The sequence below is a fragment of the Wohlfahrtiimonas sp. XWW7 genome (assembly GCF_056716055.1).
In genome coordinates this window covers 2,474,272-2,486,590 of sequence record NZ_CP168032.1, presented here as the reverse complement: position 1 = coordinate 2,486,590, position 12,319 = coordinate 2,474,272, and the positions used below count along the sequence as shown (strand labels likewise).

The window sequence follows — 12,319 nt, the reverse complement described above, 5'->3', positions numbered from 1 at the left end:
TGATTAGTTTTCGTTAGGGTATAACTTTTGGTTAAGTCCTTTCGTCTTTTTCTCTAGGTAACTTTTCAGCATTTTCTGATAATTATGCGCCGCTTGAGAAAGCATTCTATCTGATCTGTATAACAAACAGATATCTAAATACATGGCAGGTTCGAGCGGATAGATCATGGATTCAGGTAGAATTTGCTCTGCGGAGAAGATATCGCAGATCGTACATCCTTGGGATAATTTCACAAATCCTGCTGCCATATAATAAGTTTGCACATTTAAGCGTGAGGATTGAAATTGGCGATGTTGCACGATTAACTGTGCCAATGAATCAGCACCAGGATGAATCCAGCGAGAGAGATCAATGTCATCAATTTTAACGGGCGATTCATTTGGCTGGCTGTCGATGTATGCCAGCGGTACTTTTGCCAATGGCACAACAGTAATATTGGGATTTTTCACATTTTGGAATGTAATGGCAAAATCGAGATCACATTTTGCTAAGCGCTGTAGCATCGTTTCTGTGTGATCAGTGCTGACATCAATTTTAATGGCAGGATTTTCTTGAATGAATTGCGCCGTAATGGCAGGCATTAAACTCAAGCCTAAACTTGGAATACAAGCGATGGATAAGCGCCCTTCAGGATTGATGGCAAGATTATCCGCCAATTCTTTTAAATGACCCAATTCACTGTAAATTGATTGTGCTTTGTCAAAGAGAATGTGCGCTTCTTTTGTTGGGATTAATTTACCGCTTTTGCGCTCAAATAGGCTGAAACCTAAGCGAAGTTCTGCATGCTTTAATGCTTTACTTGCCGCAGGCTGAGAGATACAAAGCATCTCGGCTGCTTTGGTTAATGAGCCACATAACATAATGGCATAGAAGATTTCGAGATGTCTGAGTGTCATAACTCAGTTTTTTCAGAATGATAGTTATAAATGATCTCTTCAATGATCCAAGTTTTTTGGCTAACATCCGTTTTTACTAAAACATCATCCCCATCTTCTTTGCCTAAACAAGCGCGCGCCATTGGTGCATCCACTGAAATATATTTTTTATTATGATAGATTTCATCGGGGCCAACAATGCGAAAGAATAGCTCATTGTCATCGTCATCACTTAATCTTACCCAAGCACCAAAAAAGACTTTGCCTTCTTGTTCAGGTGAATAGTCCACAATGCGAATTTCATCTAAACGCTTGGTTAAATAATGAATTCTGCGATCAATTTCGCGTAGCTTTTTTTTGTTGTAATGGTAATCGGCGTTTTCTGACCTATCTCCGAGGCTCGCAGCCCATGAGACTTTCTGGGTAATATCAGGGCGCTCTTCATGCCATAAAAAACGCATTTCTTCTTGTAGGATTTCCATGCCACCGCGCGTGACCAAGTTTGTTTTCATGTTATTCCACAGTTATTCATTGATATTGTGAGCATCATAGTGTGTTGCGGTAAGACAAGCAAACAATCTATTGTCTTTTGATAAATATTAATTATACTATACCCCCTATAGTATAATTAATAAGAAAAGGTAGATGATGTTTTCAGTATTGAAGAATAAAACTTATAGAAATCTATTGACGGCACAAGTTGTTGCATTGATTGGAACAGGGCTAGCAACAGTTGCATTAGGATTATTAGCGTTTGACTTAGCGGGAGATAATGCAGGGCAGGTACTTGGTATTGCTTTGATGATTAAAATGTTTGCTTTTATCTTCATTGCACCGATTGCGACTGCTTTTACCAATCACATTCCGAGAAAATCTTTATTAATTACATTGGATATTGTGCGTGCATCCGTTGCCGTATTCTTGCCATTTGTGACGGAAATTTGGCAGATTTATGTATGTGTATTTGTTTTACAGGCTGCATCTGCTGGCTTTACGCCAGTCTTTCAGGCAGTGATTCCCGAAATTTTACCCAAAGAAGAAGATTATACAAAAGCCTTGTCATTATCTCGTTTGGCTTATGATCTAGAAAGCCTAGCAAGCCCGACAATTGCCGCAATTTTGTTGACGATTGTGAGTTATAACAATTTATTTATGGGTACATCTTTAGGCTTTTTATTATCGTCATTGATGATTCTTGCAGTGACATTGCCGAAAATTAAACAACAAATCAAAAGAGATGCTTGGGATCGCATATCGCGCGGTACGATTTTGTATTTAAGCACACCAAGATTAAGAGGATTGTTATCTCTCAATTTAGCTGCAGCTGCGGCAGGTTCAATTATTATTGTGAACACCATCATATTGGTTCAAAGCGTATTTAAATTAAGTCAAACAGATACCGCAATGGCGCTGGCTGCTTTTGGCTGTGGTTCAATGGTTGTTGCCTTTTTATTGCCAAAAATTTTAGAAAAACACAACGATAGAACGATTATGTTTTTGGGCGCAGAAATACTGTTGATCACTTTAATTGTCAGCATATTTTTATCCAGTTACACGATGTTGATCATTTTGTGGTTTTGTTTTGGTATTGGTTATTCACTTGTTTTAACACCATCAGGTAGATTAATTAGAAGATCAGCAGATTCAGATGATCTACCAGCACTATTTGCTTCTCAATTTGCTTTATCTCATCTATGTTGGCTTTTAACTTATCCATTATCAGGGTTTGTTGGTAATCACTTGGGCTTGCCTATGACTTTTGGTGTAATGGCTGTGATTTCATTCATTGCAATTGTATTGGGGAAATATTATTGGACACCAAAAGGCTCATTACAACAACATAGTCATCCTGATTTACCTGAAAATCATCCGCATATATTGGCACATACTGTGAATGGTGTGCATCAACATGTATATAATAATGATGATGTATATCACTACAGCATTAAGTGACTAGAAGATAAAAGGAATTTTTGTGCACACAGTTAAAAGCAAAAAGCAGTTAAAAACACGAATCAAAAAGATTAGTGGACAAGTTCAAGCATTGGAAAAACAGCTAGATGATGGCAAAGAATGCATCGATATATTGCATCAAATTTCTGCTATCCGCGGTGCTGTGAATAGCTTAATGGCAAACGTGATTGAAGGACATTTGTTAGAGCATGTGGCTCATGAAAATAGTGCTGAAAAACGACATGAAGAAGTGGAAGTTGCTTTGAAACTGATTAAGTCGTATTTGAAGTAATGATTTAAATGATGAATATAAAAAAGAGATCTTGCGATCTCTTTTTTACGCCACCTACCCCTAAGTGGCTATCGATTCTATTAGGAGAGAACTCGATTGTATTCATACTACATGACATAAAGCTAGATGTACATCATACATTGGCTTATTCATAATCTATTCAATTAATGAAATATAAATAATCGGTATAATGAACAGAATATGAATTTAAAACGAGGTTGATATGCCTGAGAAAAAAGAAACAGCAATTCTAGTTCGTCCGCGTATTTATATTGGTGACAATGCCACAATTGGGCCAGGAAAGATCGAATTGTTGAAAGCATTGCAAACAGAATCTTCCATTACAGCTGCTGCAAAATCCTTAAATATTCCCTATAAAAAAGCATGGAACTTATTGGATGCTTTGAATAAAGCATTTAATCAGCCAGTTTTTGAGGCGAGAGTGGGTGGCAAAGGTGGCGGTAAAACAGAGTTGACGCCAATCGGCACCCAATTAATTAAATCCTATGAAGCTTTAGAGAAAAAACTCAATCAATGTGTTGAGGATGAGCTTTTGGATATTAAAAAATTAACAGAGACTCAACAATAAAGCTTTTATTATCATAAAAAATCTGCTGAAAACTGATTTTGTAGATGTTTTGTGGATGTTTTTTGCCAAAACTTGTAGAGCTTTAATTTCATTGTTTTATAAACATACCATTCACCTTGATTGTTCAGTGCTTGAAGATTGAACTTGTAAGGTTTGTCTGCCTTACAAAAGATTTCTAGCTTAACTTTGCCTGTTAATGCGTGAAAAATCAGATGGATCATCGTATGAATATCATGATCTGTGTGTGCAAAGTGATGATGAAAACCATCTAAATGGAGAATGCTTTCGTTTTCATCCGAGTAAAGCACAATGTCAAAACCATCATCATGATTTGTAAAAATAGAAAGTTGATTTTTGATATCGCTGTTATAAAGAATTTCAGGATAATTGTTTAATTTTTCAGTAATAAATTCGATAATGTCATTATCGTCATTCATTGTCACATTCTCCTTTTTTGTATTGTTTTTATTATGTCGATGATGATCGCTATGTTGATTGTACTATTACGGTAAATATTAGTCACTAATATTTTTATTAAGATAATTGATTTGTTAATTATTATGTAATACCGTTAGTTTATTGATAATCGTATCGATGATAATAAACAGAGGAAAACACTATGAGAAAAACAATTTTAGCATCTATTTTATCCGCATCTGTATTAGGTTTTGCGGGCTTGACAGCAGTTGCAGAAGAGAAAACATTGGTTGATCAAGTGGAAAATGCTGTGCAAAAAGGTGCAGATAAAACAGCAGACACAGTGAAGGATGTTGTAAAAGATACTGGCAAAGCAGTGGATAAAGTTGGCGATAAAGCAGGTGATGTCACCAAAGACGTTGTGAATGATACAGGCAAAGCACTGGATAAAGCAGGCAAAGCAACAAAAGATGTTGTCAATGATGCGAAAAAAGATGGTAAAGATGCAATTAAGGACATTAAAAAAGCATTCTAATACCATTTCCTCTCGAATCATGAACTGCGCCCCAAAAGTTGGACACAACTTTGGGGCGCTTTGATATGGCGAAGTATTATTTGGCCATTAATTGACCCATCATGCCTAATGTTTCATGTTCTAAAATATGACAATGATACATGCGTAATCCTTTCTCATCTTGAATAAAGCGAATGGTCACTTTTTCATAAGGGCGAATGTTCACAGTATCTTTAAAGCCATGAATTGTAGGCTGAGATTTTTTACCTTGGACATCATGTTCGACGATTAAAAATTGTGTACCATGAATGTGGAAGTTATGATCCATATGGGAATTATTGAAAATCACCCATTCTTCTACTTCGCCAGCTTGAAGCGTGACATCATTACGATGCATATCGTGCATTTTTCCATTGATTAAGAAAAGCATTTGGTTATGATTCATCACTTCTGTGTATTCAATTAAGCGTTTGATGACAGGTTTGTCATAAATTGGCAGTGTACGAACATTATTGGGTAATGTGATTTCTGCACTTTTTTGTAGATGAATGGTTGCCAATGTCATATCAGTATCAGCTGGAACCATACCCATTTTACCGCGATCATAAGCCAAAGACTTCAATGCAACTGTCGATGTTGATGTAGGTACGATCAGTACTTCAGCGCGTTCGCCAGGTGTTAATAATAGCTTTTGAATCTCTTGTGGATTTTCTAGGAAACCGCCATCCGTCGCAATAATATAAATTTTAGCGTTATCTAAAGCTAGATTAAGATACTTAGCAGAGCAAGCGTTCCAAATACGAATGCGCGTTGGTTTTGTGATATTCACTGTAGGTTTTAAAGCACCATTCATGAGCAAGAATTGACCTTCACGGCCATTCATCCAATCATTGAAACTATTGTCTGCAATTTTACCATTCGCTTGGAGCTTAAGATCTGAAAATAACCAGTTTTGCTGTGCAAATTGAGCATAAGGATCTGTTTTAGATTTCACAATGAAAACGCCAGCTAAACCACGATAAGCTTGTTCTGCAACTGTATTGTGCCCATGTGGATGATACCAATATGTGCCTGCTGTGCCTTCTGGGATTATGAATTTATAAGTACGTTTTTCACCTGATTTCACTTCATCTTGTGGATTACCATCTTCGCTTGCAGGTACTAAGATGCCATGCCAATGCAGAGTTGTGGCTTGTGGTAACTGATTATCTAGGGTGATTTCTACAGTATCGCCTTCATAAACCTCGATTGTTGGGCCAGGAATTGAATCATTGTAAGCCCAGAAATCAGTTGGTTTGCCTTGGATCAATTCAATATTCACAGGCTTTGCAGTTAGCGTTGCTTTGAATAGTTTAGGTTCGTTACTTTCATTGTTGAGCATTGGCAATGTAGGCAGATCTTTACCTTGTAGAATGGCTTGAGTTGGCAACAAATCAGCGTTTGCCTGTTGCATGGTTGCGATGTTTTCAGCGGTCAATTTATGATGACCTAATTGGTAACCTGGCGAGATCATTTGTGCCATATCATGTTCGCCATTACTCATAGTGCCGTGATGATTATGTTTTTGTCCAAATGCTAATGCATTAGTTGTAACAACGGCGCCTGCGACAGAAGCCGCACGAATCATAAATGTTCTACGTTTCATTATAAAATCCTCATAATTTTCGATAAAAATTGTTATTAATTTTTTGCCATCGCCGTAAAAGACAAGGCGTGAATTTAAATTAATTATGAGAATATGGGCGGTTTATGATCTTTTGCTAAGTCAGTGGAATAGAGAGAATCATCAGAGATGTCAGTGATCTTTGTGGAAGCATCTAATGCGATATGGAGATTAGCGTTATGCATTTCACTAATGCCCGCGCTGCAAGACATCATCAACGCATTACAGTGAACTTCACAGGAGAGAAGGTTATCGCTGGAATGGTGATTATTATGTGCAGTGTGATGAGCAGAATCCATTGTTATCATTTCATGATTTGTGGCGGGCACAAAAGCATCTTTTGCAATCAATGCAAAAGAGAAATTAGTGATTAGTACGGTGATGATCACCAATACAATGGAAAATAATTGTCGTTTCATCATGGTGAAAAATTATAGCGTAAAAGTATGCGATCTCAATTGTATTTACAGATGATTTACACTAATCTTGATATGGATTCGCATAATTAAAAACTTAAGGAGAATAATCATGAATCAGCACGCAAAAGACTTTTTAGCAGCCATTAAAAATAACTACGCAGAAGAAGCCAATAAATATTATTCGATAGATCGTGCAGTGATTTTTGCCAAAGATGAACAAAAGCGCACCGCAATACAGATTGCAGCCATGAATCAATATTATGACTTGGTGCAATATCTGATTTTAGTTGGTGTGGATATTAATGCACAGGACAATATGCGTTTTAATCCATTTTTGTGGGGCTGTATTCATAATGATCTTAAACTCGTTAAGCTTATGGTGGAAGCAGGCGCTGAAATTGATCGCTTAACACGTTTTGGTGGTAATGGATTAACGCCAGCTTCTGAAAAAGGTCATGTTGAAGTTGTAGAGTATCTCTTAACAGAGACGGATATTAATCCTAATCATACTAATTATTTGGGTTGGACAGCATTGATTGAGGCTGTCATGTTGAATGGCGATGATGAAAGGCAGCAAAAGGTTGTCGAATTGTTATTAACGAATGGCGCAGATCCGAATCTTGTGGATCCCTATGGTAAAACGCCATTTAGGTTGGCAAAAGAGCGTGGCAATATGATGATTGCTGAAATTGTTGCAAAACATGGTGGTGTATAGCCATAATGGAAGCATTTTGAAACACCTTTAGGATGAAATTTTATGACAGAATCATTGCAAACATATTGGTTGCAAGTTGGTCAGCAGGCAAGGGCGGCCAGTAGTTCCCTTTTAAAAGCAAGCACAGCAGAGAAAAATCGCGCATTACAATTGATCCATGATGAGATCATGAAGAATGTTGATGTGATCATGTCCGAGAACCAGAAAGATTGTGACATTGCACGTGGCAATAGCTTAACGGAAGCATTCATCGACCGTTTATTATTGGATAAAGCGCGTATTGAATCAATGGCTCAGGGCGTTGTAGATATGATTGCTTTGCCTGATCCTATTGGGGAAATTACAGATGTTAAACCGCGTCCTTCAGGCATTTTTGTGGGTAAAATGCGTGTGCCTTTAGGCGTGATTGGCATCATTTATGAAGCGCGCCCGAATGTGACGATTGATGCTGCTGCACTGTGTATAAAATCAGGTAATGCCGCGATTTTACGTGGCGGCAGCGATGCTTTTCATACTAATCAATGTTTAGCAAAGATTTTACAAGAAGCATTGGCGAGAACAGCTCTATCAGAACATTCTGTACAGATCGTTGCCACACAAGATCGCGCAGTTGTGGATTTAATGGTGACAGCAAAAGATTATATTGATGTGATCATTCCGCGTGGTGGGAAATCATTAGTAAGCCGCATTAATGCAAGCGCAACGGTACCTGTGATCAAACATTTAGATGGTGTTTGTCATACATTTGTGGATGAATATGCGAATTTGGATTTGGCCTTATCAGTGGTAGATAATGCAAAAACTCAGCGCTATGCACCGTGCAATACTATGGAAACATTGTTAGTGCATGAAAAAGTTGCGCAAGAGTTTTTACCAAAGATCGGTGAAGTATTTGCTGCTAAAGCTGTAGAAATGAGAGCATGTGAGCAAGCGCAGGCAATTTTAATTGAGCATGAGATTTCATCATTAATGGCGACAGAAGATGATTGGCGCGAAGAATATTTGGGGCCAATTATTGCGATTAAAGTAGTGAAAGACATTGACGAAGCAATGGCGCACATTAATCATTATGGTTCTCATCATACAGATGTGATCATCAGTGAGCACTATTCACACACAACGACATTTTTAAGAATGGTGGATTCTGCTTGTGTGATGGTGAATGCATCGTCTCGCTTCTGTGATGGCTTTGAGTTTGGTTTAGGTGCAGAAATCGGCATCTCAACGGATAAAATTCATGCGCGTGGACCAGTTGGGCTAGAAGGCTTAACATCACAAAAATACATAGTATTGGGACATGGTGAAATCAGAACTTAGTGTTATGAGCTATAGTTGTTGGAGAGCGTTATTTATTGCTAATGAATAACGACGTTAATAGTGTTAGAATGATTCGGATTTTCATTCATTTAGGAGTCGTTAATGAAAGAACAAACTTTAGAGTTGATTCGTCAACAAGTGACGGAAAACCCAGTAGTGATCTACATGAAAGGTACACCACAATTTCCAATGTGCGGTTTCTCTAGCCGTGCAGCACAAGCGCTAGCTGCAACAGGCTTGCCATTCGCTGCTGTCAATATTTTTGATGATGAAAATATTTATAACTTTTTGCCTTTCTATCAAGATTGGCCAACATTCCCGCAAATTTATATTGCAGGTGAGTTGATCGGCGGATGTGACATCACTTTAGAAATGTATGAAAGTGGTGAATTAAAAGATTTGATGCAAAAAGCCATTGACGAAGCGGCAAAATAAACATCATTAAAAAGTCCCATATACTGGGGCTTTTTTCGATAGCGTGAAAAAATTAGGAGATCAAATGAAAGTCGTTGAAATTAAACATCCATTAGTAGCACATAAATTGGGCTTGTTGCGTCAAAAGGAGATCAGTACTGCTGAATTCCGCCGTTTATCTTCTGAGATCACAACAATGTTGGCTTATGAAGCAACGAAAGATTTACCTATGGAAACAGTAACCATTGATGGTTGGGCTGGTCCTGTGGAAGTTGAGCGTTTAAAAGGGCGTAAAGTAACAGTTGTGCCAATTTTGCGTGCAGGGATTGGCATGTTGGATGGTGCTTTGGAATGCATTCCAAGTGCTCGTGTTTCAGTTGTGGGTTTTGAGCGTGATGAAGAGACTTTAGAACCTCGTGCTTATTATGCGAAATTGACAACATATATGGATGAACGCACAGCGATTATTTTGGATCCAATGTTGGCAACAGGTGGTACGTTGATCGCAACAATTGATTTATTGAAAGCAAAAGGTTGCACAAAGATTAAAGGTTTATTCTTAGTGTGTGCACCAGAAGGTTTAGAGAAAGTTAAAGAAAAACATCCTGATATTGAAATCTACACAGCATCCATTGATCAAGGTTTGAATGAAGATGCATACATCTTGCCAGGTTTGGGCGATGCAGGTGATAAAATTTTTGGTACAGTAGCATACGATTAAGTCACAAAAGGTAGATATTTAGAATGAAGGTTAATGTAATCGTAGCAACGCTTATCTCAATGGGCGTTTTTGGGCAATTGTCTTGGGCTTTAAACTCTAATGAGATATCCGCTTTTACGAAGGGGAAAGCCTTCATTCAAAATAATAATGTCGAAGGTTATGAGAAATCTTTGAAAGCTCTTAAAGGTACATCTGTTGCACCTTATTTAGAATATTATTATATACAGCAAAACTTTAAAAAATTACCACGTAAAACTGTTTTGAATTTTATTCAAAAAAATCCCAATGAGTTATTTGCTAGCTCGTTGAAGAATGATTTTTATCGTTATGAATTGGGGCAAAAAGAGTATGGCTTCATCATTGATCAGTTAAAAAATGATCAAAGCCAATTTTTGCGTTGTATTTATGATGATGCCATTTTGCAAACAGATCCCAAAGCATTCGATGCGACACGTTTTCAGTCTTATTGGGTCAAAGTGTCAACGCCATTATCAACATGTTTGCCTGTTGAAAAGGTTTGGTTAGATCAATATGCAACAGCAGATTTATTGGATCAAAAGTCAGGTGAATTGATTAAGAAATTGCAACTAAGCCGAGCAAAAGCTTTGTTGCCATATTTGCCAGAAGCAAAGCGTAAATATTATCAATCCATGATTCAAATTGTGCAAAATCCTGCGGGCCAGTTGATGAAGCAAAAGCAGTATTTTAAAGATTCAAGTGCTTATTATGCTTTAGCTGTTCGTCAATGGGGCAGAAGTGATTCTACAAATGCTTTAAAAGGCTTGGCATTTGTGAAGAAAAATCAATTGGTTACTAATGGTGATTATTCTGCGCTGAGAAATCTATTGGCAGTTTTTCAAGCAGGGCGCGCTGATGCGATTGATCCTTTGGGTAGAATTGAAGGTATTCCCAAAAATGAACAAGGCGATGATGTAAAAATCAGCGGCTTTAAATTGAATGCTGAAGCTGGTAATTGTAAAGCCGCATTAGATTACTTAAATCGTTTGTCAGCCAAAGCTCGTGAAGATGCTACATGGACATATTGGCAAGGCCGCATGTATCAATGCATTGGTAATGATGTGAAGGCTGCAGAATCTTTTAAACAAATTGCAGGGCAAACAAGTTTTTATGGTTTTTTAGCAGCTGATGAATTGAATCAACCTTATTCTGTGTTGGAATCCATTGTAAAACGTAAGGCGGATCCAAGAGAACCTTTGACTGATCGTTCTTTTAAATTGGCATTGGATTTGATGAAAGTGGATGAAAGAAACTTTGCCAACCAGGCTTGGCGAGAAGGTTTGCGTACAGGATCTAATGGACAAAAAAACAGTGCAAGTTTTATTGCATATGATCAAGGTTATTACGATTTAGGCATTCGTGCAGGTGTTGCTGCAAGAATGCCAGGTGCATTGCATATCCGTTATCCAATGGGGTATGAAAAAGAGGTAACTCAAGCCGCTAATTTATATGGCTATCCACCTGAATTACTATGGGGATTGATTCGTCAAGAGAGTTTATTCCAACCTGATGTTAAATCTCATGCAGATGCTTATGGTTTGATGCAATTATTGATCCCAACGGCTGAAAAAATGGCGAAAAAATTGGGTGAAAAACGTGGAAGCTTGTATGATCCTGTTTATAATATCCGTTATGGCTCTGCATATTTAGATGATGTGAGCGGCGTTGTTGGGGATAATTGGTCATATATGTTAGCGAGTTATAATGCAGGACCACATAAAGTTAAAAACTGGATCAATCCACCGATGGCAGATATTGTATTGTGGGTAGAATCCATTCCTTATCGTGAAACGCGCGGATATGTTAAAAGTATTTTGGAAAATGTGGTGATTTATCATTATCAAAAAGGCCGTAAAGTGCGCATCACAGAATATTTAAATAGCTTTTATCCCAAATAAATAAAGCGAGTTGATATGTTATTTAAGATTTTTTTTACAATAGTTGTTGTGGTTGGTTTGGTGTTTTTGTTTAAATTTAAACGCACGAAGCCGAAGAAAATTGCCAGTCCAACATCCAATAATGATCATATTCCCAATGCTTTTCGTACAAAAACAAGTGGTTTGAGTATCCATGAGCAGAGTTTATTGAAGTTTTTACAGGATATTGTGAGCAAAAAAAGCCACATTCAAGTTTTTCCTAAGCCACAATTGACGACATTCATCACGTTGGATCCTAATTTAGCACCAGAGATTCAAGCAAGATTAGAGCAGGAATTAAAGCAGATTAGTTGTGATTTTATGTTGGTTGATAATCGTACATTTTCACCGATTGTTGCACTGTCGATTGATCCTTCACCAAATTTAGAAAAATTATTGCAGGATTTAAATGTACCATTGATTTCATTGAAGAAAGATCAGCAGTATGATCAAGAAAAATTAGAACAATTAGTGATTCATTATTTATAACAATAA

Annotated in this window: 15 protein-coding genes; 10 read left to right on the top strand and 5 right to left on the bottom strand. The window is 37.5% G+C overall.

The features are described 5' to 3' along the window. Positions 1-3: 3 nt before the first annotated feature. Complete coding sequence (locus ACA100_RS11910) at positions 4-897, bottom strand: LysR family transcriptional regulator (RefSeq protein WP_481077921.1); 894 nt, start codon at positions 895-897, stop codon at positions 4-6. Beyond that, positions 894-1,388 (bottom strand): transcription elongation factor GreB, encoded by a 495-nt coding sequence (greB, locus tag ACA100_RS11905; protein WP_481077920.1) that lies wholly within the window; start codon positions 1,386-1,388, stop codon positions 894-896. Before greB ends, ACA100_RS11910 begins: the two co-directional genes overlap by 4 nt. A 136-nt stretch (positions 1,389-1,524) precedes the next feature. On the opposite strand from greB, the gene ACA100_RS11900 reads away from it, so the two are divergent. From ACA100_RS11900 to ACA100_RS11890, 3 genes are all read left to right on the top strand, one after another. Next, positions 1,525-2,829, top strand: a complete 1,305-nt coding sequence (locus ACA100_RS11900) for an MFS transporter (protein ID WP_481079131.1) — start codon at positions 1,525-1,527, stop codon at positions 2,827-2,829. Positions 2,830-2,851: 22 nt separating this feature from the next. Then, a complete protein-coding gene (locus ACA100_RS11895; protein ID WP_481077919.1) occupies positions 2,852-3,121 on the top strand; it encodes a metal/formaldehyde-sensitive transcriptional repressor in 270 nt (89 codons plus the stop codon). 223 nt (positions 3,122-3,344) lie between these two features. After that, positions 3,345-3,710: a winged helix-turn-helix domain-containing protein gene (locus ACA100_RS11890; RefSeq protein WP_481077918.1), complete on the top strand. Its 366-nt coding sequence runs from the start codon at positions 3,345-3,347 to the stop codon at positions 3,708-3,710. 11 nt (positions 3,711-3,721) lie between these two features. Here ACA100_RS11890 and ACA100_RS11885 read toward each other — a convergent pair whose 3' ends face one another. Beyond that, entirely contained in the window at positions 3,722-4,153 is a 432-nt protein-coding gene (locus tag ACA100_RS11885) for a hypothetical protein (protein WP_481077917.1), read from the bottom strand. A 176-nt stretch (positions 4,154-4,329) separates the two neighbouring features. Between ACA100_RS11885 and ACA100_RS11880 the strand changes: the two genes are divergently transcribed. Continuing rightward, entirely contained in the window at positions 4,330-4,662 is a 333-nt protein-coding gene (locus tag ACA100_RS11880) for a hypothetical protein (RefSeq protein WP_481077916.1), read from the top strand. Between the two features lie 76 nt (positions 4,663-4,738). On the opposite strand, the gene ACA100_RS11875 is transcribed toward ACA100_RS11880, so the two are convergent. Next, positions 4,739-6,286: a multicopper oxidase family protein gene (locus tag ACA100_RS11875; protein ID WP_481077915.1), complete on the bottom strand. Its 1,548-nt coding sequence runs from the start codon at positions 6,284-6,286 to the stop codon at positions 4,739-4,741. Positions 6,287-6,369: 83 nt separating this feature from the next. After that, positions 6,370-6,726 carry a hypothetical protein gene (locus ACA100_RS11870; protein ID WP_481077914.1) on the bottom strand — a complete coding sequence of 119 codons (357 nt, stop codon included), beginning with the start codon at positions 6,724-6,726 and terminating at the stop codon, positions 6,370-6,372. A 106-nt stretch (positions 6,727-6,832) separates the two neighbouring features. On the opposite strand from ACA100_RS11870, the gene ACA100_RS11865 reads away from it, so the two are divergent. The 6 genes from ACA100_RS11865 (at position 6,833) to ACA100_RS11840 (ending at position 12,313) form a co-directional block, all read left to right on the top strand. After that, a complete protein-coding gene (locus ACA100_RS11865) occupies positions 6,833-7,438 on the top strand; it encodes an ankyrin repeat domain-containing protein (RefSeq protein ID WP_481077913.1) in 606 nt (201 codons plus the stop codon). 42 nt (positions 7,439-7,480) lie between these two features. Next, the gene (locus ACA100_RS11860) at positions 7,481-8,755 is read left to right on the top strand and encodes a glutamate-5-semialdehyde dehydrogenase (protein ID WP_481077912.1); all 1,275 of its coding nucleotides are present in this window, start codon (positions 7,481-7,483) and stop codon (positions 8,753-8,755) included. Between the two features lie 102 nt (positions 8,756-8,857). Then, entirely contained in the window at positions 8,858-9,190 is a 333-nt protein-coding gene (gene grxD, locus ACA100_RS11855; protein WP_481077911.1) for a Grx4 family monothiol glutaredoxin, read from the top strand. A 64-nt stretch (positions 9,191-9,254) separates the two neighbouring features. Continuing rightward, positions 9,255-9,890 (top strand): uracil phosphoribosyltransferase, encoded by a 636-nt coding sequence (gene upp, locus ACA100_RS11850; RefSeq protein WP_481077910.1) that lies wholly within the window; start codon positions 9,255-9,257, stop codon positions 9,888-9,890. Positions 9,891-9,913: 23 nt separating this feature from the next. Beyond that, the gene (locus ACA100_RS11845) at positions 9,914-11,806 is read left to right on the top strand and encodes a lytic transglycosylase domain-containing protein (RefSeq protein ID WP_481077909.1); all 1,893 of its coding nucleotides are present in this window, start codon (positions 9,914-9,916) and stop codon (positions 11,804-11,806) included. Positions 11,807-11,821: 15 nt separating this feature from the next. Beyond that, positions 11,822-12,313 (top strand): DUF2726 domain-containing protein, encoded by a 492-nt coding sequence (locus tag ACA100_RS11840; RefSeq protein ID WP_481077908.1) that lies wholly within the window; start codon positions 11,822-11,824, stop codon positions 12,311-12,313. Positions 12,314-12,319: the final 6 nt, after the last annotated feature.